Below are 19671 nucleotides of genomic sequence, written 5' to 3' on the forward strand. Positions count from 1 at the left end.
AAGACGGTGCGCAGGATTCGCGCAGACAGGCCGCCAGTGTAACCCTGACTGCGCACAGGACAGGCCCGCAGACCTTGCCGATACCGGCGCAATCCCAGCAAATGCCTGCTTATGCCGGAGATATTCTTGCCCGGCATCAGCCGCTGCTCTAGGCTTGCGTCTTTTGCGGGCACGCCCGGGGATTACTCATGTTCGAAGGTTTGGGCAGAATCGGCTTCGGTCTGTTCGGCCTGGCGGTGCTTTTGGGCATCACCTGGCTGTTCTCCAATAACAAGAAAGCCGTTGACTGGAAGCTGGTTGCCACCGGCATCACCCTGCAGATTGCGTTTGCGGCGCTGGTGCTGCTGGTTCCGGGTGGTCGCGACGTGTTCGACTGGCTGGGCAAGGGCTTCGTCAAGATTCTGAGCTTCGTCAATGAAGGTTCCAACTTCATTTTCGGCAGCTTGATGGACATCCCCAAGTACGGCTTCATCTTCGCCTTCCAGGTGCTGCCGACCATCATCTTCTTCTCGGCGCTGATGGGCGTGATGTACCACCTGGGCGTGATGCAGGCCATCGTGCGGGTCATGGCTGCGGCCATCACCAAGGTGATGCGCGTGTCCGGTGCGGAGACCACCAGCGTCTGCGCCAGCGTCTTCATCGGCCAGACCGAGGCGCCGCTGACCGTACGCCCCTACATTTCCAAGATGACCCAGTCCGAACTGATCACGATGATGATCGGCGGCATGGCGCATATCGCTGGCGGCGTGTTGGCTGCTTACGTCGGCATGCTCGGCGGTGGCGATCCAGCCTCGCAGGCGTTCTACGCCAAACACCTACTGGCTGCCTCGATCATGGCCGCGCCGGCCACGCTGGTGGTCGCCAAGCTGCTGGTGCCGGAAACCGGCACTCCGCTGACCCGCGGCACGGTCAAGATGGAAGTGGAGAAGACCTCCTCCAACATCATCGACGCCGCCGCTGGCGGTGCCGCTGACGGCCTGCGCCTTGCGCTGAACATCGGCGCCATGCTGCTGGCCTTCATCGCCCTGATCGCCCTGCTCAATGCGCCACTGACCTGGATTGGTGACGTCACCGGCCTGGCCGCCGCCATCGGCAAGCCGACCAGCCTGGCCACCATCTTCGGCTACGTGCTGGCCCCGATCGCCTGGGTGATCGGCACGCCGTGGGCTGACGCCACCACCGTCGGTTCGCTGATTGGCCAGAAGGTCGTGATCAACGAATTTGTCGCCTACATGGACCTGTCGCAGATCATCCAGGGCAACGTTCCGGGCACCACCTTGAGTGAAGAAGGCCGCCTGATCGCCACCTACGCGCTGTGCGGCTTCGCCAACTTCAGCTCCATTGCCATCCAGATCGGCGGCATTGGCGGCCTGGCTCCGGACCGTCGCCAGGACCTGGCCAAGTTCGGCCTGCGTGCAGTCCTGGGCGGCACCATTGCCACCTTGATGACCGCCACCATTGCCGGCGTGCTGACCCACTTCAGTTGATTCAATCCAGCTGATCCGGCCCGGCCGCCGCAAGGCGGCCGAGTCAGATGGCCAAGCCATCGCAGCTGCTGTTTCATCGCCACCTTAGAGACGTAGATTCCATGAGTTCTGTAGTCGTTGCCGGTTCCTTCAATGTCGATCACGTCTGGCGCTGCGATACCCTGCCCGCGCCGGGAGCGACCATCGCTGGCCGTTACAGCACCGGCCCCGGTGGCAAGGGCTTCAACCAGGCCGTCGCCGCTCGCCGCGCCGGTGCTGACACCAGCTTTGTCTGCGCACTCGGTGCTGACGCTGGCGGCGACCTCGCCCGCCAGCTGGCCAGTGCCGACGGCATCGCGCTGGTGGCCGAAGCCACCACCGAGCCCACCGGTACCGCGGGTATCTACGTCGATGGCCGTGGCCGCAACTCGATCGTGATCGGTGCAGGCGCCAATGCCTCGCTGAGCAACGATTTCGTCGCCGCCAACGCCACCCTGATCGGTGGCGCCAAGGTCTTGCTGGCACAGTTGGAATCGCCGGTGGAAACCATCGAAGCCGCGCTGGCGCAGGCCCGCGAGGCTGGCGTGTTGACCATGCTCAACGCCGCTCCGGCCAATGCCCCGTCCACCATCAGCCTGCTCAAGCTGGCCGACGTGCTGACCCCGAACGAAACCGAGTTTGCCGCCCTGCTCAGCCGTCATGTCGGCGAACGCATCGAGGCCGATGACGTGGCGGCGCTGGACGGTGCCAGCCTGCACGCCCTGTGCCGCAAGCTGTCCGGCAACACCGTGGTGGTGACGCTGGGCGCGGTGGGCGTATTTGTCTCGCACGATGAAGACAAGCTGCGCAGCGACAGCCAGCCGTACTACCGTGTGCCGGCCGAGTCGGTGCAGGTGGTGGACACCACCGGTGCCGGCGATGCCTTCAACGGCGCGCTGGCCGCCTCGCTGGCAGCGGCACCGGAATCTTCGTTCATCAAGCATGTGCGTTTCGCCAATCTGTACGCCGCCCGTTCCACCGAGAGCGAAGGCGCCGCACTGGCGATGCCGCGGATGACCCCGGCCGACGTCTGAGGCCCAGTCGTACCCCCTCCCTTTGCCGCAGGCAAGGGGAGGGTTGGGGAGGGGTTAGCTCTTAAGCCTTCGCGCACCACCAGCTTCGCGGCTCACGCCGCTCCTACAGCCGGGGTTCCAGCCCGCGCCTTACAATATCGCCATGCAGATCGGCCCCTACACCATTGCACCCAACGTGGTGCTCGCGCCCATGGCCGGCGTTACCGACAAGCCATTCCGCCAGCTGTGCAAACGGCTCGGTGCGGGTCTGGCCGCCTCGGAAATGACCATCAGCGATCCACGCTTCTGGACCACCCGCAAATCCATCCATCGCATGGACCATGCTGGTGAACCGGCACCGATCAGCGTGCAGATCGCCGGCACCGAACCGCAGCAGCTGGCCGAGGCGGCGCGCTACAACGTAGATCACGGCGCGCAGATCATCGACATCAACATGGGCTGCCCAGCCAAGAAGGTCTGCAATGCCTGGGCTGGTTCGGCATTGATGCGCGACGAAGCGCTGGTCGCACGCATTCTCGAATCCGTGGTCAATGCGGTCGATGTACCGGTGACACTGAAGATCCGCACCGGCTGGTGCGCCGAGGTGCGTAACGCACCGACCATCGCCCGTATCGCCGAAGACAGCGGCATCGCCGCACTGGCGATTCACGGCCGCACCCGCGACCAGCATTACACCGGCGTGGCCGAGTACGAGACCATCGCCGCGATCAAGGCGATGTTGAAGATCCCGGTATTGGCCAATGGCGATGTGGATTCACCGCGCAAGGCCGAGCAGGTGCTCAAGCTGACCGGCGCCGATGCGGTGATGGTGGGCCGCGCCGCGCAGGGTCGACCGTGGATCTTCCGTGAGATCGCCCACTACCTGGCTACCGGCGAGGAACTGCCACCGCCCTCGGTGGAGGAAGTACGCGACATCCTGCTCGGCCATTTGACCGACCTGCACGCCTTCTACGGCGAACCGCAGGGCGTGCGCATCGCCCGCAAGCACCTGGGCTGGTATGCGAAGGATCGCCCGGAGAATGCCGCTTTCCGCGCGGTGGTCAACGCCGCGGAAACCGCCGACGCGCAGATCCGGCTGACCCGCGACTATTTTGATGCGCTGGTAGCGGGCGAAATGGCTTACGCGCAATAAAGGGCATGCCGCGCTCCCGGTAGAGCCGAGCCATGCTCGGCTGGGGCGTTACCGGCGATCCGTCCGATTGTGCATGACGCCCTTGTAGAGCCGAGCCATGCTCGGCTGGGGCGTTACCGGCGATCCGTCCGATGGTGCAGAAAGCCTCTGCCGAGCATGGCTCGGCACTACAAAAAAAAGGCCCACCAGCTGGTGCTGGCGGGCCGGTTCGACTATCAGCGGCGCGCGGGGGAGAGAACCGCGCCACTGCAATTCAGCCGAATACCTTGATCATGCAAATACCTTGAAGCGCGCTTCGTCTTCCATGAAGGTCTTTTCACCGAACGGGGCTTCATTCGAGCCGAACGGCATCTGCGCGCGCAGCTGCCAGTTGCCGTGCACGCCCCAATGCGCACGCACCACGTCGTCCACCAGCGGGTTGTAATGCTGCAGGCTGGCACCGACGCCGGCATCAGCAAGTGCAGTCCACACCGCGAACTGGGCCATGCCGTTGGACTGCTCGGCCCAGACCGGGAAATTGTCGGCATACAGGGCGAATTGTTCCTGCAGGCCCTTCACCACATCGGTATCGACGAAGTACAACACCGTGCCGGCGCCGGCAGCGAAGCTGTTGAGCTTGGCTTCGGTGGCGGCAAAGCCATCGGCCGGTACGATCTTGCGCAGCTCTTCCTTGGTCAGCTCCCAGAACTTCTGGCTGTGGTCGCCGAACAGGATCAGCGCGCGCGAGGACTGGGCGTTGAAGGCCGACGGCGCTTCGCGCATGGCCTGCTTGATCAGCTGGGTGGTGTCGTCCTGGCTGATCGGCAGCTGCTTGCCGAGGGCATACTGGGAACGGCGCTTCTTGTACAGGGAGATGACTTGGCTGTTCATGATCGTTTCCTGAGGGGAAAGCAGGCCGGCAACACCGCTGGCCTTTGCTTGATGGCGCCCATTGTATTTGCCATCAAAACTAGAACAATTACTTAAAATCCAATAATTCGTTTCATTTTCAGAACAAATGCGGATTTCGCTTTTCCGCCCCCGGCAAGCTCCCCTCCAAGCTCTCACCAAAGCCTGATTCCAAATCGGCGAATTCTCAGAACCAATGGCTATCAGCCGCCCCCGGCCGCAAACCCGCGCCGCGCCGACATTGCCTGCGGCACCGCAATGCTGGGTTCCGTTATGCATGCGCCGCGGTAACACCGGCTGGCGATACTGGGCGGATTACTGCACGACGCTGTTTTTATGACTCTCAACGACTTCCCCTATCTGCATGGCTTCTCCGCGAACGAACAGGAGCGGCTGCGCAAGCAGGCACGCCTGTTTGAACCGGCGATCTTCCATGACATCGATTTCTGCAATTCCCGCCACATCCTCGAAGTAGGCAGCGGCGTCGGTGCGCAGAGCGAGATCCTGCTGCGCCGCTTCCCCGAGCTGCGAGTCACCGGCATCGACCTCAACGAGCGCCAGCTGGCTGCCGCCAACGCGCATCTGGCACAGATGCCGTGGCTGCAGGAGCGCGTCGAGTTCCAGCGCGCCAATGCCACCGACCTGCCGTTCGAACCGCGCAGCTTCGATGGCGCCTTCCTGTGCTGGGTGTTGGAGCACGTCCCCTCGCCCGCGCGCGCGCTGGCCGAAGTGCGGCGGGTGCTGAGCCCGGGCTCGCCGGTATTCGTCACCGAGGTGATGAATGCCTCGTTCCTGCTCGATCCCTACTCGCCCAACCTGTGGCGCTACTGGATGGCGTTCAACGATTTCCAGATCGACAGCGGCGGCGATCCGTTTGTCGGTGCCAAGCTCGGCAACCTGCTGCTGGCCGGCGGCTTCCGCGATGTGCAGACGCAGACCAAGACCGTGCACCTGGACAACCGCGAACCCGCGCGGCGCAAGGTGATGTTCGCGCTATGGGAAGAGCTGCTGTTGTCGGCCGCCGAGCAGCTGCTGGAAGCCGGCAAGGTCGACCAGGCGACGGTGGATGGCATGCGCGCCGAGTTCACCCAGGTGCAGAACGACCCCAATGCGGTGTTCTTCTATTCCTTCGTGCAGGCCCGCGCCACGGTCTACTGAGTTGTGGCGGCGCCGGTTGCCACCGGCGCCTGCCAGATGCGCTGCCACATCTGCGCCAAGCGCTGTTTCAGTACATCGCGATTGCCTGCCTGCCGATACGCAGGCTGCACCTGCCGTGGCGGCATCGCCTGCCACTGGCCATCGCGTTCGCTGGCAACAGCGAAGTTGAAGTTGTAATCCGGTTCCAGGCCCATGCGCAGATCGCTGAGCACCAGTTCGCCATCGACTACCTGCGCGCGCATGAAGCCGTGGTTGAACCAGTTCAGTCGCTGCACCGCAGGCACATCCGCAGCCTGCCGCAACGCCTGCACATTCGACGGGTAGCCCTGGAACTGCATCGGCCCATGATCGGCCCACAGTGAGCGATCGCCGACCACATAGCCCTGCGGGGTCATCGCCACCACCCGCCACAACAAAGTGTTGAACGGCATCGGCACCGAGAAGCGCGGCGCATCGGCCAGGCCCATATGCGCCAGTGACTGCGCGGCCACTCGGTCCACCTGCGCCTTGGCGATCAACGACCAGCCCAGGTAACCGCTGCTCAACACCAGGCCCGCCACCAGCGCGCGTTGCGCCAACGGCCGGGCACGCGCGAACCATGCAATGCCGCAGGCTATCAACAACCAGATCGTATACAGCGGATCGATGATGAAGACGCTGGACCACATCGTCGGTGGCGGCGTCAGCGGCCACCACAGCTGCGTGCCGTAAACAGTGAAGGCATCCAGCAATGGATGCGTCACCAGCGCCAGCACCATCGCCCACCACCAGCGCGTCGGCGCCTGGGCAACGCGGCCATGGCCGAAGCGCTTGTACAACCACCAGATCAAGGTGCCCAGCAAGGGCAGCACGAACAGCGAATGGCTGAAGCTGCGGTGCACCGTCATCAGGCTCACCGGGTTGTCGGTGAAGGCCATGATCGCCAAACCGTCCAGATCCGGCAGCGTGGCCAGGGCCGCACCAGCAAGCAAGGCGGCGCGGCGATGCGCTGCGGGAGTGATGGCGGCGGCAATGGCACCACCTAGAACGATCTGGCTGAGGGAATCCATGCGCCGATGCTAGCAGCCAACGCTGCGCTCAGCGCTGCCGCCGGCCATGCAGTCGCCACAGCATCAGGCCGCCGTACAGCAGCGCCAGCAACAGCAGGTTGAGCAGCTCGCCACCGATCTCAGGCAGGCGCGCACCCAACTGCTGGGTGCGGACGATGGCATTGATGCCGGCGGTGGTCGGCAACAGCTTGGCCAACGCCACCAGGGCCGGAGGTGAGGCGATGGCCGGCCACGACAGGTTGGACAGGAAGAACAGCGGGATCGACACCGCGGTAACATATTGGAACGCCCGTTCGCGGGTATCGAAGAAGCTGGCGATGAACATCCCGAATGGCACCGTCGCCAGCGCGAACAGCAGCACCGCCAACAACAGTCCGGGAATGTTGCCGCCACGCGGATAGTCCTGCGCCCAGGCAGTGAAGCCGACGTAGTACAGCAGCCCGCACACCGCCACCACGACGAACGCCGAAGCCATTCCCGACAAGGTCGGCAGGTCGAACTGCAGGCGCCGGCCCAGCTGGGCGCGGCGACTGCCCAGCAGTACGCCGATGCCGAGCAGCAGGGTCTGGTGCACGATCAGTTCCGACACGCCGGGCACCACGCTGCTGCCATAGCCTTCGCGCGTGTTGTACAGCGGGCGCTGCACCAATTGCAGCGGCGCTGCCTGCGGCGCGCCCATGAAGGCTGCCTGGCGCAGCGCCTGTTGGCGACCAAAACCGGTGATGCCTTCGGCCAGGCCGTTGAGGATGGCGCTGGCCCGGCTCAGGTAGGCGCCATTTCCCAACAACACAAGTTGACCGCTGCCGCCACGCAGGATGTCGCGCTCCAGCCGCTGCGGAATCAGCACGATGCCATCCACCTGGCCGCGCAGCAGCTGCTGTTTGGCCTGGGCCAGATCCGGCGGCTGGCTGACCACCTGCACCGCCAGCAGTGCATCCACATGCCGGATCAGCTCGCGGCTGGTTGCGCTGTGATCAGCGTCCACCACCGCGATCGGCAGGTCACTGGCGACCTGATGGCGATACGCCGCCGGATAGAAGAACGAGTACAGCAGCACCGCGCCTATCATCACCGCGCGCGCGGCCGGGTCGGCGAACATCGCCTGCAGGGCGCTCCGGAAGCCAGCGCCGAAGCCGCTCATGCACGCACCTGCTGGCGTGCAGTGCGCAGCAGCAGGTACGCCCCCAAGCCGCCGGCCACCACGGTCATCAACAACAGCACCGCCAATGGCCGCAGCGACACCTGCCAAGGCGCGCCCATGAACAACTGCTGCATCTGCACCTGCACATAGGCGGTGAGCGGCAGCAACAGGTTCCAGACGCGGGTGAACAACGGCGCCTCGATCACCGGGAAGGTGGCACCGGAGAACGCCAGCGCGGTACCAATCGTCAAACCCACCGCCGATAGCCCCGTGCAGATGTCGCGGGTCACGGCGATGAACAGCAGCGCGAAACTGCAGCAGGCCAGATAGAACAGCGGCTGCGCCAGCAGCATCAGCCACAGGCTGCCGGCCATGCCGTCACCGCGCACATAGGCCAGATACAGCACGCCAAGCGCGCCATACAGCGAGAACAGCGCGACATACGGAAACAGTTTGCCGGCCATCGCCGCCCACGGCCGGTGCTGCAACCAGCCGCCGAGCAGGCCATCGCGCTGCTCGCGCCCAAACGCGGCACCGGCCGCGAGCGCGGCCAGCAGGGACAGCATGGCCGGGAAGATCAACGGCAGCAGGAACAACTCATAGCTGCGCGCCGGGTTGTACAGCACCGTTGCCTGCACCGTGACCGGCGGCCCGCGCAGTTTTGCCGGGCCAACCTGCAGCGCGATCTGCTCTTTGAGCATGCGCGCGTTGTAGGCGCTCACCGCATCACCGATATCGCGCCCGGCCGACTGCCCGGTCGCCATGTAGGTGGCGTTGTAGAAAGCAAAGACCGGCACCGTTTCGCCGCGCAGCGCGCGCCGGCTCAGGTCGCGCGGAACCAGCACGATGGCAAACACTTCCAGCGCCCGCAGCTGCGCCTGCGCCTGCTGCAGCGACGCCGGTTGGCTTGCCACTCGCACGCCGGGGCTGTCATCGATGGCGCGTGCCAAGCCGCGACTGGTCGGGCTGCGGTCCAAGTCAACCAAGGCGATCGGCACCTGCCGCAGCACCGAGCCGGAGAACAGCCACATCATCAGCGCCATCAGCAGCAGCGGCAGCACCGTCACCAACGCCAGCTCCCAGCGGTCACTGCGCCAGTGCTGCAACTCGCGCCGCAGCGAGGCGGCGAAGGCGCCGGCCGATGTCAGTCCTGCGGCCATGCAAACAGCACGCTCATGCCCGGCCGGAATCCTTCGATTGCCTGCTGTGGCCGCGCCCGCACCTCGAAGCTGCGCACGTCATAGCCGGACGACTGCCGCGTGCTGCGCCAGGTGGCGTAGTCACCGGCCGGGTTGATGAAGTAGACCTCGAACGCCGCACTGCGGTCCTGCAGGGCCGGAATCGTGCCCTGCAGTCGGGCGCCGGGCTTGAGTCCGTTCATCTGGTCCTCGCGCAGGTTCAGCGCCACCCACATGTGGTCGATGTCGACCAGGGTGAAGACCGGATAGCCGGCCGGCACCAGTTCGCCGATATCGGCCATGCGCTTGCCGACCTCACCTGCCAGCGGCGCACGGCCCTGGGTTTCCCGGCGCGCCGCATCAACCTCGGCCTTGGCGCCCTCCGCTTGCCGTACCTGTGCCAGTGCCGCGTCCTTGTCCTGCACGCGGGCACCAGCCAGGGCAAGGTCGTACTGCGCGCGGGCAGCGCGGGTCAGTTCGTTGGCACTGCGCGCCTGCGCCTGTGCTTCGTCGCGCTTCTGCCGGCTTACCACGCCCTCGGCGTAGAGATTGTCGAGCCTGCGGAAGGTACTGGTCGCCAGTTCGGCGCCGGCCTGTGCGCGCTTCCAGTTGGCTTCGGCGGCGCGGATATCCTCGCTGCGTGCGCCCTCCTCGGCCTTGGATGCCATCGCCGCAGCTGCAGCCACCACCGCGTCAGCCTGGCGCTCCTTGGCGGCAACCTCGGGACTGTCGAGATCGAACAGCACCTGCCCGGCTTTGACCCGGTCGCCTTCGCGCACATGCAACTGCTGCAGGCGCGCGGTGACCTTGGCGGCGACGTTGACGTTGTCGGCATCGGCCATGCCCTGCACCTGGTCCGGTGGGCTGCGCAGGCCCAGCCACAGGCCGACCGCCACCAGCACCAGCAACACCACTCCGGCAATCAGGAACACGCGGCGTTGCCGCGGATTGGTCTCCACCTGCAGCGAATCGCTCATTCCAGCACCTTGTCCGCGCGTTGGCGGTAGTCGTCAAAACGTTGCAGCTGTCCGCTCACTTCCAGCAGCTGCGCCAGCGCCACGTCGAATTGATAGGCGGCCTGTGCACGTTCCACCTGCGCACCACCCAGGCCGAGCCGCGCGTCGATCACATCCAGCGAGGTGGACTGGCCTTCGCGGAACGACAGCTCCTGCAGGCGCAGGTTTTCCTGCGCCTGGGCGATGCTGCTGTCCAGCAGCTGGAACTGCACGCGGGCGGTCTCCAGCTCGTTCCAGGCCTTGCCGACGCCAAGCTGCAACTGGTTCTCCACTTCGCTCAGCCCCGATTGCGCCTGCTCCAGCTGCGCGCGCGCCGCGCTGACCTGCAGCGGCCGCGCCGTCGGCGACAGGAAGGTGTAGCGCAGGCCGATACCGAAGGCCCAGTCGGCGTCGGTCAACAACGCATCGCGACGGCGCAGGTCGTACTGGCCGAACAGATAGATCTGCGGCTTGAGCTTGGCCTGCTGTGCACGCACGCCTTGTTCGGCCTGCGCAGCCAGCGCGCGCAAGCGGCCAACCTGCGGATGCCGCTGCTGGGCACTGCGCTCGAATTCCTCGCGCGCACCGACCGGACCATTGATCACGAACAGCGGCGACGTCGTCGCAACCGTGCCACCACTGCGCAGCAAGGTGGCCAGCGCCTGCTGCAGGGTGGACAGATCGTTGACGGCCTTCTGATATTCGCGCTCGGCCTTGTCGCGGGCGACGTTGGCCTGCAGCCGTTGCGCCTTGGTGGCGAAGCCCTCGCGCTCGAGCTTCTGTGCATCCTCAAGATGTCGCTGCAAGCCGTCACGCACGTCACGGCGTACCTGCACCGCCTGCTCGGCCAACTGCTGGCCGAAGTAGGCCTGCACCAGCTGCAGCGACAAGGACTGCCGCTGCAGTTCGCGATCGGCCTGGGCCAGTTCGCTGGCGGCCTGTGCAGCCCCCTGCGCGGCCGGGATCAGGCCACCGCTGTACAAGGGCACGCTGGCCGTCACGATGGGCCGGGTGCGCCAATCACGCTCGCCGAATTCCAGCGGCGACTCGATGCCGAATGCCTCGGCAACCGGTGCCAACGACCCCAGCGGCAGGCTCAAGGTCTTCTGGAACTGCATACGGCGCACGTCGGCGGTGATCTCCGGCAAGCGCAGGTAGCGGCTGGCATCCTGCAGGTCCAGCTTGTTGCGCACGCCGGCATCGGCGGCGGCCAGCGCGTCGGACACCTGCTCCAGGCGCTGTCGCGCCTGCTCGTAACTCAAGGCAGGCACCACCTCTGCCGCCGCTGCAGGTGGCGCCAGCAACATCCACAGCACACACAACCCTATCGCGACCGATGCTGGTTGCTTGCCTGCCACCCCGATACTCCCTGCTCGTTGGCTGGCCCCAGCATAGCCGCCCACCGAGTGAGGAAGAAGTCAGCCAGCGATATCAGGCCGCCTGCGCCAGCCTCTCGACGCCCGGCAAACAGACCAGGCTGCGTCCGGAATGATCGAGCAGGCGCAGGCTGCCATCCGGGTCTTCGGCGAGCGCGGTCAGGCTTTCCACCCAGTCGCCATCGTTGGCGTAGACCAGGCCATCGCGCTCGACCAGCGCCGCGCGGTGGATGTGGCCGCAGATGATGCCGTCCAGCCCGCGCCGGCGTACGTCGGCCAGCCCGGCCTGCACGAAGCGCTCGATATAGCGTTCGGCCGCACCGCTTTGGCGCTTGAGGAATTCCGACAGCGACCAGTAGCGCAGGCCAAGCCGGCGCCGCGCGGCGTTGAACAGGCGGTTGCCGGTGAGGATGCGGTAATACAGCCAGTCACCAAAGCGCTCCTGCAGCCCACCGAAGTGGGTGGCGCCGTCGTAGTCATCACCATGCACCACCAACAGGCGCCGGCCATCGACGGTGGTGTGGATGGCGCGGCGCCGCACCTGCATGGCCGGCAGCATCAAGCCGCAGGTGCGCCGCAGTGGCGCATCGTGGTTGCCGGGGATATAGATGATTTCGGTGCCGGCACGACGCAGCGCATGCAAGGCTTCGATCACCTCGTTGTGCGCCTGCTGCCAGGTCGCACGTTTATGGGAAAGCCACCACAGATCGACGATGTCGCCGACCAGATACAGACGTTCGCAACGCAGGCCGGTGAGGAAGCGCGCCAGTTCCGCCGCATGGCAATGGCGTGCGCCCAGATGCGTGTCGGAGATGAACACTGCGCGCCGGTGCGGCGGCAGCACCGGCACCGCACTCATGCCGTTGCTCCGGCATCACGCAGATAGCGTTTGCGTTTGTGCGGGCGGATCGCCTGCAGGTCCACCTCGATCAGGCCGTCGATGGAATCGCTGAAATCCGGGTCCACGCCGAACGCGAGGAAACGCGCGCCACCGGGTTCGCACAGATCGGTGTACTGCCGGTACAAGGTCGGCACGCTGGTGCCCAGCGTCGCCAGGTTGGCCTTGAGCACCTCGAAAGCGGCTTGCGTATCCAGCTCACCGAAGCTCGGCGGCGCGGCAAAGTACTGGAAGGGCCGGTTCGACTCGGCCAGGCTGCGACCAGCGCCGTAGTACTGCTGGTAATACGCCACCAATTGCTCGCGCGCCTCGCGCGGCAGGGCAGCGCTGATCGACACCGCGCCAAACAGATAGCGCACGCCCGGCTGGCTGGCGAGGTAGGCACCGATGCCCTGCCACAGATAATCCAGGCTGCGGCTGCCCCAGTAGTCAGGCACCACGAAGCTGCGGCCCAGCTCCATGCCCTCGGCGATGCGCGGAATGGCATCGTCCGAGTAGCGGAACAGGCTGGCGGTGTACAGGCCCTGCAGGCCACTGCGCGCCAGCGCCGAAGCTCCGCGCATCACCCGATAGGCACCGGCGATGCGCTGGGCTGGCGCGTCCCAGACCACGATGTGCTGGTAGAGCGGATCAAAGTCATCCAGATCGCGGCTGCGGCCGGTACCTTCGCCCACTTCGCGGAAGGTCAGCTCACGCAGCCGGCCCAGCTCCAACAGCAAGGGCGAGTTGGCCGCGCATTGGGCCAGGCGAATCTGCTTGCCGTCGCTGGTCTGGCCCAGCAGCTCCGTCGTCTCGATGGCGGCGGCGACCTGGGCCGCAGCAATCGGTTCGGCCAAAGGCTGCGGGCTGCTCTCCTGCAGCTCGGCGCCCTGCTGCTCCTTGCCCAGCGCGTACAGCGCATCACGCACCGCCTGCAGCTGCCGCGCCGGGTCCTGCTGCGCATCCAGCCGCATCAGCTGGCCGATCTGCAGGCGCAATGGGCGCTTGCGGCGGGCAAACATCTCCCGCGCCAGCAAGGCGGTGCCGGCCGGCTTGAACAGCGCCGAGGCGCCGTAGAACAGCGCCGAATTGCGCGCCTGCACCCGCACCGGCAGCACCGGCGTGGCGCAGGCACGGGCGAAGCGGACGAAACCACGGTTCCAGCGACCGTCGCGGATGCCCTGCAGCGACAGCCTCGAGACCTCGCCGGCCGGGAATACGATCACGCACTGCTCGGCCTGCAGCGCCTGCTCCACCGCCTGCAGGCTGGCCCGCTGCGCGCTGCCGCCGAGGATGCGCACCGGCAGCAGCAGCTCGCGCAGCGGTTCCAGCTCCAGCAGCATGTCGTTGGCAATGATCCGTACGTCGCTACGCACCCGCCCCACCGCGTCCAGCAGCGCCAGTGCGTCCAGCGCCCCGGACGGGTGGTTGGCGACGATCAGCAGGCGACCGCTGGCCGGAATCCGCGCCAGCGCCGCCGTATCCACCGCGTAGCCGGCGTCGAGGAAGCCCAGCGCGGAACTGACGAAGGCGAAGCCCTGCAGCCCGGCACTGCGCTGCAGGAAGGCGTCCATCTGCTCGAAACGTGACCAGCGCCCCACTGTGCGCAGCAGTGGCCGGGCCAGGTGGCGGCGCGGACCGTGGAACCAATCGGGGTAGCGTTGCTGCAGGCGCTGCGCGATCTGTTGCATGGCAAGGTCTCCCTGTCGGCCCATTGGCCGGGAGCCTGCGCCCGCCACAAGGCAGGCCGGTTGCGGTTTTGCGGCAATCCGGTGACTGTGGCTTAACCGGATGGCAACAGACACTTCGGCACTATTCCGTCAAGGTGCCGACCGTGTATGATGCGCGCCCATCTTTCCATCCGAATCAAGGGATATATAGCCCGATGTCCAGCTACCTGTTCACCTCCGAATCGGTCTCCGAAGGCCATCCGGACAAGATTGCCGACCAGATCTCCGATGCGGTGCTGGACGCGATCCTGACCCAGGACAAACGCGCCCGCGTGGCCTGCGAAACCCTGGTCAAGACCGGTGCGGCAATTGTCGCCGGCGAAGTGACCACCTCGGCGTGGGTCGATATCGAAGAACTGACCCGCAACGTCATCAACGAAATCGGCTACGACAACTCCAACGTCGGCTTCGACGGCCACACCTGCGCCATCATCAACATGCTGGGCAAGCAGTCGCCCGACATTGCTGCCGGCGTTGACGGCACCAACAAGAAGGCCAAGAAGCCGGAAGAGCAAGGCGCTGGTGACCAGGGCCTGATGTTCGGCTATGCCTGCAACGAAGCCCCGGAATTCATGCCGGCACCGATCTACTACTCGCACCGCCTGGTCGAGCAGCAGGCCAAGATCCGCAAGAAGAAGAACTCGCCGTTGCCGTGGCTGCGCCCGGACGCCAAGAGCCAGGTAACCCTGCGTTACGGCCAGGACGGCAAGATCGAAGGTCTTGACGCCGTTGTGCTGTCGACCCAGCACGATCCGGGCGTGAAGCAGAAGGACCTGGTCGAGGCCGTGCGCGAGCACATCCTCAAGCCGGTGCTGCCGAAGGCATGGCTGGACAAGCTGCCGAAGAACAAGGTGCACATCAACCCGACGGGCATCTTCGTGATCGGCGGCCCGGTGGGCGATTGCGGCCTGACCGGTCGCAAGATCATCGTCGACACCTACGGCGGCATGGCCCGTCACGGTGGCGGCGCGTTCTCCGGCAAGGACCCGTCCAAGGTTGACCGTTCGGCCGCTTACGCTGCCCGTTACGTCGCCAAGAATGTGGTTGCCGCTGGCCTGGCCGACAAGTGCGAAGTGCAGGTCTCCTACGCCATCGGCGTGGCCGAGCCGACCTCGATCTCGGTCACCACCTTCGGCACCGGCAAGATTTCGGACGCACAGATCGAGAAGCTGATCCGCGCCCACTTCGACCTGCGTCCGTACGGCATCATCAAGATGCTGGACCTGATCCACCCGATGTACCAGCAGACCGCTGCTTACGGCCACTTCGGTCGCAAGCCGAAGGAATTCTCGTACGTCGACGGCGACGGCAAGACCCAGAACGCGACTGCGTTCTCCTGGGAGAACACCGACCGTGCCGAAGCCCTGCGCAAGGCTGCAAAGCTGAAGTAAGTTCGGCGACAGGTAAAAGCACCACCCAGACGGGCCGCGCAAGCGGCCCGTCTGCTTTTTGTACAACCGCGCTTGCCAAGCAACGACGCGCCCGCACACCATTGCCCTGCATACACAGGGAGCGTTGGCATGTTTTCAGAATTTTTCGGCAATCTGTTCAAGGACAAGCCCGACCCGGACCGGTTTGCCCGCAAGTTCATCGACGCGGTGCGCAGCAATGGCTACCCGCATGAACTGGAGTACGAGGCGGATACTTTCCGCATCCGCCATGCCAACGGTTCCTACTTCAACCTGCACAACGCCTACCACGCCTATCTCGGCGCCCCGCGCGGGCAGCAACGCAAGGCCTTGCTGGCCTTCAGCAGCTTGCTTGGCGTCCACGAAAAAGATGACGCGATGAGCTGGGAGCAGACCCGGCCTTTGCTGCGCCCCTTGATCCGCAGCATCACCCAGCTCGAGGAGATCAGCCTGCATCATGCCGAACAGGATGGTTGGGATGCCCCTCCCATGCAGCTGCAGTACCGCCGCCTGAGCGAGGAGTGCGTCGAGCTGCTGGCAGTAGATCACCCGGACCACACTGCCACCCTCACCCGCGGCCCGGAAGAGGCCTGGGGTGTCGACTTCGACGAGGCCTTGAGCATCGCCCGCAGCAATCTGCGGGAAAGCCCTGATGAGCCCTTCGTCGAGGTAGCGCCCGGCGTCTATCAGGCGGCATGGGGCGATGCCTATGACAGCAGCCGCGCCCTGCTACCCGATCTGCTGCATCGGGTGCCGGTCGCCGGGCTGCCGGTGTTCATGCTGGCTACCCGTGACGTATTGCTGGTCACCGGCGAAGGCGACCTGCAGGGGCAGGCGCAGATGCTGGAATTGGCCGCCAATGCGTTTGCCGATGGGCGTGTGATTTCCTGGGAAGTACTGCGCTACGACGACGGCCAGTTGCATGCGCACGTGCTGGCGGATGCTGGCCTGCGCGAGCGCCAGCGGCAACTTCGGCTGGAACTCGACGCCGATGCATACGCCCTGCAGAAGCAGCTGCTGGAGCGCGTGCACCAGAAGCATGAGGAAGATGTGTTTGTTGCCAGCTTCATGGTTCACAGCGAAGACCGGGTTTCGTTGTGCGCCTGGACCGACGGGGTTGCCAGCTCACTGCCACGCACAGACCGTCTGGTGCTGGTGATGCCAGTGGAGGATGGGGAAGCAGAGACCCTGATGGTTGACTGGGAGCAGGCACACCCCATCCTCGGCTATTTGTTGCGAGAAGATACGCGGCATATCCACCCGCCTCGCTACCTGACGCTCGGTTTCCCTGATGCAGAGACCCGCGCGCGACTGCAGACGCTTTGAGCTGGTTCCCAGCGTCGATGGTGCTCGGCCCAAGAAGGCTGCCCGCGAGGGCAGCCTTCTTGGCTTTGGCTTTGGCTCCGCTACTGCCTTAGCCCTTCTCCCGCTTGCGGGAGAAGGGTTGGGATGAGGGGAGCTTTGGCTTTTGATCAAGCAAAGACAAAAGCAAAAACAAAAACCCAACAGCCCCCTCATCCGCCCTCCGGGCACCTTCTCCCGCAAGCGGGAGAAGGGACAGCCAGCAGCAACAGCCAAAGCCAAAGCCAAAGCCAAAGCCAAAGCAGAGCAGAGCAAAGCAAAGCAAAGCAGAGCAAAGCAAAGCAAAGCAGAGCAAAGCAGAGCAAAGCAGAGCAGAGCAACAGCAACAACAACAGCCAAAACAACAGCAATAGCCACAGCCACAACCACAGCCACAGCCACAGCCACAGCCACAGCCGCCGCAGCGGCGATAACAGCCGCAACCAAAGCCACAAACACCACCCAGCCCGGCACCGCACAGACCTTAGACATGCTCGGTCCAGCAGCCTTGTACGCTCCGCCCTGTTCCCCATCACGAGCAATGCACTACCATCGGCCCATGGGAAAGGAAGACCGTAGACCAATTGCCGCCCGTTCCACCGGCTGGGCTCGCGCCCTCAGCGCCGCGTTGGCACGCTCCTCAATCACACCGAACCAGATTTCGGTACTCAGCATTTTCTTCGCCGCAGGGGGCGCCGCTGCGCTGTTGTATTGGCCCGGCATACCCGGGCTGATCGCCTGCGCCATCGGCATCCAGCTGCGCCTGATCTGCAACCTGCTCGACGGCATGGTGGCGATGGAAGGCGGCAAACAGACACCTACTGGTGCGCTCTACAACGAGTACCCGGACCGCATCGCCGACTCGCTGCTGATCATCGCGCTAGGCTATGCCGCTGGCATGCCTTGGCTTGGCTGGCTGGGCGCCCTGCTCGCCGCGCTCACCGCCTATGTACGCCTGTCCGGCGCCAGCCTCGGCCTGGCCCAGGATTTCCGCGGCCCAATGGCCAAGCAACACCGCATGTTCGTGCTCACCGCAGCCTGCGTGCTCGCCATCATCGAGCAGCTGACCACGCACACGTATTACGCGATACCCGCAGCCGCCATCATCATCGCCGCCGGCTCGCTGCTGACCTGCATCACCCGCACCCGCGCCATTGCCGCACAACTCAAGGCAGGCAACTGATGCTCTCAAGCCTGCTGGTCGCCGCCGTCAAGATTTTCATTGGTGCCTACCCGCGTTGGGTTGGCAGCCGCCCTACCGACACTCAACGCATCTACTTCGCCAACCATGCCAGCCACCTGGATACCGTGGCGTTGTGGTCAGCGCTGCCACCGGCGCTGCGCGAACACACGCGTCCGGTCGCCGCACGCGACTACTGGAGCAAGGGCGTGCGCAAGGTCATCGCCGACAAGGGCTTCAATGCCGTATTGATCGAGCGCGACCGCAGCAAGTGCGAAGGCGATCCGCTGCAGCCGCTGCATGACGCGCTGGATGCAGGTGATTCATTGATCCTGTTCCCGGAAGGCACCCGCAACCACGAGCCGTTGCCGCAGCCGTTCAAGGCCGGCCTGTTCCATCTGGCCCAGCACTACCCGCATGTGGAGCTGGTGCCGGTGTATCTGGACAATGCTCGTCGCGCGCTGCCCAAGGGCAGCATGGTACCGGTGCCACTGGTGTGCACGGCGCGCTTTGGTGCACCGCTCGCACGCGTTCCCGATGAAGACAAGGCGCAGTTCCTGGAACGTGCCCGCAACGCGGTGGTGGAACTGGCATGAACAACGTATTCCTGCAATTGCCGCTGGGCAGTTTCCTGCAACAGGCCATCGACCGCGCGCCGCCCAGCTTCTGGTGGATGATTGGCGGCGTGTTTGGTGTGCTGATCCTCGCCAGCTCGATCGGCTTCATCCTCGGCAGGATCAAACCGGGCTCGGTGGTCGACAACCTCAACGCGCGCATCCGTGCGTGGTGGGTGATGGCCGCGGTGCTGCTGTTCTGCTTCGTGCTGGGCAAGATCGCCACGCTGGTGTTCTTCGGCCTGCTGTCGTTCTTTGCGCTGCGTGAGTTCATCTCGCTGACGCCGACGCGCCGTGGCGATCACCTTGCGCTGTGCCTGTGCTTCTACATCGCCATCCCACTGCAGTATTGGCTGATCGGCATCGACTGGTACGGCCTGTTCGTCATGTGTATCCCGGTCTATGGTTTCCTCGCCCTGCCGGCGGTATCGGCACTGTCTGGTGACACCGAGAACTTCCTGGAGCGCAACACCAAGATCCAGTGGGGCGTGATGCTCACCGTGTTCTGCCTCAGCCACGCGCCGGCACTGATGCTGCTGCGCATTCCCGGCTACGAAGGGCAGAACCTGATGCTGCTGTTCTACCTGCTGCTGGTGGTGCAGCTCAGCGACGTACTGCAGTACGTGTTCGGCAAGCTGTTCGGCAAACACCTGCTTGCGCCATTGGTCAGCCCATCGAAGACGGTTGAAGGTCTGGTTGGCGGTGGTCTGGCTGCGACAGCTGTTGGTGCCGCGCTGTACTGGATCACTCCGTTCTCACCGCTGCAGTCGGCGGCACTGTCGCTGCTGATCGTGATCTGCGGCTTCCTTGGCGGGCTGGCGTTGTCGGCGGTGAAGCGCAGCCTTGGCGCCAAGGACTGGGGCGAGATGATCGAAGGCCATGGCGGCATCCTGGACCGGCTGGATTCGGTGGTGTTCTCCGCGCCGGTGTTTTTCCACGTGGTGCGCTACAACTTCCAGTAAGGCCCTGTAGTGGGGGGGGGAGCGACACCCCCCCCGCAGCCGGCGGTGCGCCTGGCGCGAAAACGGGGCGGCCGACAAGAATTGCAGGGCATGGCCCTGGTA

17 protein-coding genes are annotated in these 19671 nt (G+C 65.0%); 9 read left to right on the top strand and 8 right to left on the bottom strand.

The window, feature by feature from the left end:
- The first annotated feature begins 188 nt into the window (after window positions 1-188).
- The 3 genes from ACVOLL_RS17455 to dusB all read left to right on the top strand — a co-directional run bounded on the left by ACVOLL_RS17455 (window position 189) and on the right by dusB (window position 3671).
- Window positions 189-1487 (top strand): NupC/NupG family nucleoside CNT transporter, encoded by a 1299-nt coding sequence (locus tag ACVOLL_RS17455; RefSeq protein WP_481514036.1) that lies wholly within the window; start codon window positions 189-191, stop codon window positions 1485-1487.
- A 101-nt stretch (window positions 1488-1588) separates the two neighbouring features.
- The gene (locus ACVOLL_RS17460; protein ID WP_481514037.1) at window positions 1589-2539 is read left to right on the top strand and encodes a ribokinase; all 951 of its coding nucleotides are present in this window, start codon (window positions 1589-1591) and stop codon (window positions 2537-2539) included.
- A gap of 142 nt (window positions 2540-2681) precedes the next feature.
- Window positions 2682-3671 (top strand): tRNA dihydrouridine synthase DusB, encoded by a 990-nt coding sequence (dusB, locus tag ACVOLL_RS17465; protein ID WP_481514038.1) that lies wholly within the window; start codon window positions 2682-2684, stop codon window positions 3669-3671.
- 270 nt (window positions 3672-3941) lie between these two features.
- Here the strand turns inward: dusB and ACVOLL_RS17470 are convergent, their stop codons facing one another.
- Window positions 3942-4541: a nitroreductase family protein gene (locus tag ACVOLL_RS17470; protein WP_481514039.1), complete on the bottom strand. Its 600-nt coding sequence runs from the start codon at window positions 4539-4541 to the stop codon at window positions 3942-3944.
- A gap of 354 nt (window positions 4542-4895) precedes the next feature.
- On the opposite strand from ACVOLL_RS17470, the gene ACVOLL_RS17475 reads away from it, so the two are divergent.
- The gene (locus ACVOLL_RS17475) at window positions 4896-5717 is read left to right on the top strand and encodes a methyltransferase domain-containing protein (protein WP_481514040.1); all 822 of its coding nucleotides are present in this window, start codon (window positions 4896-4898) and stop codon (window positions 5715-5717) included.
- On the opposite strand, the gene ACVOLL_RS17480 is transcribed toward ACVOLL_RS17475, so the two are convergent.
- From ACVOLL_RS17480 to olsF, 7 genes are all read right to left on the bottom strand, one after another.
- A complete protein-coding gene (locus ACVOLL_RS17480; RefSeq protein WP_481514041.1) occupies window positions 5711-6766 on the bottom strand; it encodes a metal-dependent hydrolase in 1056 nt (351 codons plus the stop codon). The two genes, ACVOLL_RS17475 and ACVOLL_RS17480, sit on opposite strands and share 7 nt — an antisense overlap.
- Window positions 6767-6794: 28 nt before the next feature.
- Window positions 6795-7907, bottom strand: a complete 1113-nt coding sequence (locus ACVOLL_RS17485; RefSeq protein ID WP_481514042.1) for an ABC transporter permease — start codon at window positions 7905-7907, stop codon at window positions 6795-6797.
- Complete coding sequence (locus ACVOLL_RS17490) at window positions 7904-9067, bottom strand: ABC transporter permease (RefSeq protein WP_481514043.1); 1164 nt, start codon at window positions 9065-9067, stop codon at window positions 7904-7906. The genes ACVOLL_RS17485 and ACVOLL_RS17490 overlap by 4 nt, the downstream gene beginning before the upstream one ends.
- Complete coding sequence (locus ACVOLL_RS17495) at window positions 9052-10062, bottom strand: HlyD family secretion protein (protein WP_481514044.1); 1011 nt, start codon at window positions 10060-10062, stop codon at window positions 9052-9054. Before ACVOLL_RS17495 ends, ACVOLL_RS17490 begins: the two co-directional genes overlap by 16 nt.
- On the bottom strand, window positions 10059-11444 hold the full coding sequence (locus ACVOLL_RS17500) for a TolC family protein (protein ID WP_481514051.1): 1386 nt from the start codon (window positions 11442-11444) through the stop codon (window positions 10059-10061). Before ACVOLL_RS17500 ends, ACVOLL_RS17495 begins: the two co-directional genes overlap by 4 nt.
- 67 nt (window positions 11445-11511) lie before the next feature.
- Complete coding sequence (locus ACVOLL_RS17505) at window positions 11512-12315, bottom strand: UDP-2,3-diacylglucosamine diphosphatase (RefSeq protein WP_481514045.1); 804 nt, start codon at window positions 12313-12315, stop codon at window positions 11512-11514.
- A complete protein-coding gene (gene olsF / locus ACVOLL_RS17510) occupies window positions 12312-14024 on the bottom strand; it encodes a bifunctional ornithine lipid synthase OlsF (RefSeq protein WP_481514046.1) in 1713 nt (570 codons plus the stop codon). Before olsF ends, ACVOLL_RS17505 begins: the two co-directional genes overlap by 4 nt.
- A gap of 194 nt (window positions 14025-14218) precedes the next feature.
- Between olsF and metK the strand changes: the two genes are divergently transcribed.
- The 5 genes from metK (at window position 14219) to ACVOLL_RS17535 (ending at window position 19569) form a co-directional block, all read left to right on the top strand.
- On the top strand, window positions 14219-15454 hold the full coding sequence (metK, locus tag ACVOLL_RS17515) for a methionine adenosyltransferase (protein WP_481514047.1): 1236 nt from the start codon (window positions 14219-14221) through the stop codon (window positions 15452-15454).
- A gap of 129 nt (window positions 15455-15583) precedes the next feature.
- A complete protein-coding gene (locus tag ACVOLL_RS17520; RefSeq protein ID WP_481514048.1) occupies window positions 15584-16798 on the top strand; it encodes a DUF1444 domain-containing protein in 1215 nt (404 codons plus the stop codon).
- A 574-nt stretch (window positions 16799-17372) separates the two neighbouring features.
- The gene (locus ACVOLL_RS17525; protein ID WP_481514049.1) at window positions 17373-17996 is read left to right on the top strand and encodes a CDP-alcohol phosphatidyltransferase family protein; all 624 of its coding nucleotides are present in this window, start codon (window positions 17373-17375) and stop codon (window positions 17994-17996) included.
- Window positions 17996-18589, top strand: coding sequence for a lysophospholipid acyltransferase family protein (locus tag ACVOLL_RS17530; RefSeq protein ID WP_481514050.1), 594 nt, complete (start codon window positions 17996-17998; stop codon window positions 18587-18589). The genes ACVOLL_RS17525 and ACVOLL_RS17530 overlap by 1 nt, the downstream gene beginning before the upstream one ends.
- Before the next feature lie 77 nt (window positions 18590-18666).
- Complete coding sequence (locus ACVOLL_RS17535) at window positions 18667-19569, top strand: phosphatidate cytidylyltransferase (protein ID WP_481514052.1); 903 nt, start codon at window positions 18667-18669, stop codon at window positions 19567-19569.
- The last annotated feature ends 102 nt before the right edge of the window (window positions 19570-19671 follow it).

It is taken from the genome of Stenotrophomonas sp. STEN035 (genome assembly GCF_056759935.1).

Coding starts and splice junctions, on each gene's coding strand:
- ACVOLL_RS17455 (WP_481514036.1), top strand. CDS start 189: ATGTTCGAAGGTTTGGGCAGAATCGGCTTCGGTCTGTTCGGCCTGGCG.
- ACVOLL_RS17460 (WP_481514037.1), top strand. CDS start 1,589: ATGAGTTCTGTAGTCGTTGCCGGTTCCTTCAATGTCGATCACGTCTGG.
- dusB (WP_481514038.1), top strand. CDS start 2,682: ATGCAGATCGGCCCCTACACCATTGCACCCAACGTGGTGCTCGCGCCC.
- ACVOLL_RS17470 (WP_481514039.1), bottom strand. CDS start 4,541: ATGAACAGCCAAGTCATCTCCCTGTACAAGAAGCGCCGTTCCCAGTAT.
- ACVOLL_RS17475 (WP_481514040.1), top strand. CDS start 4,896: ATGACTCTCAACGACTTCCCCTATCTGCATGGCTTCTCCGCGAACGAA.
- ACVOLL_RS17480 (WP_481514041.1), bottom strand. CDS start 6,766: ATGGATTCCCTCAGCCAGATCGTTCTAGGTGGTGCCATTGCCGCCGCC.
- ACVOLL_RS17485 (WP_481514042.1), bottom strand. CDS start 7,907: ATGAGCGGCTTCGGCGCTGGCTTCCGGAGCGCCCTGCAGGCGATGTTC.
- ACVOLL_RS17490 (WP_481514043.1), bottom strand. CDS start 9,067: ATGGCCGCAGGACTGACATCGGCCGGCGCCTTCGCCGCCTCGCTGCGG.
- ACVOLL_RS17495 (WP_481514044.1), bottom strand. CDS start 10,062: ATGAGCGATTCGCTGCAGGTGGAGACCAATCCGCGGCAACGCCGCGTG.
- ACVOLL_RS17505 (WP_481514045.1), bottom strand. CDS start 12,315: ATGAGTGCGGTGCCGGTGCTGCCGCCGCACCGGCGCGCAGTGTTCATC.
- olsF (WP_481514046.1), bottom strand. CDS start 14,024: ATGCAACAGATCGCGCAGCGCCTGCAGCAACGCTACCCCGATTGGTTC.
- metK (WP_481514047.1), top strand. CDS start 14,219: ATGTCCAGCTACCTGTTCACCTCCGAATCGGTCTCCGAAGGCCATCCG.
- ACVOLL_RS17520 (WP_481514048.1), top strand. CDS start 15,584: ATGTTTTCAGAATTTTTCGGCAATCTGTTCAAGGACAAGCCCGACCCG.
- ACVOLL_RS17525 (WP_481514049.1), top strand. CDS start 17,373: ATGGGAAAGGAAGACCGTAGACCAATTGCCGCCCGTTCCACCGGCTGG.
- ACVOLL_RS17530 (WP_481514050.1), top strand. CDS start 17,996: ATGCTCTCAAGCCTGCTGGTCGCCGCCGTCAAGATTTTCATTGGTGCC.
- ACVOLL_RS17535 (WP_481514052.1), top strand. CDS start 18,667: ATGATTGGCGGCGTGTTTGGTGTGCTGATCCTCGCCAGCTCGATCGGC.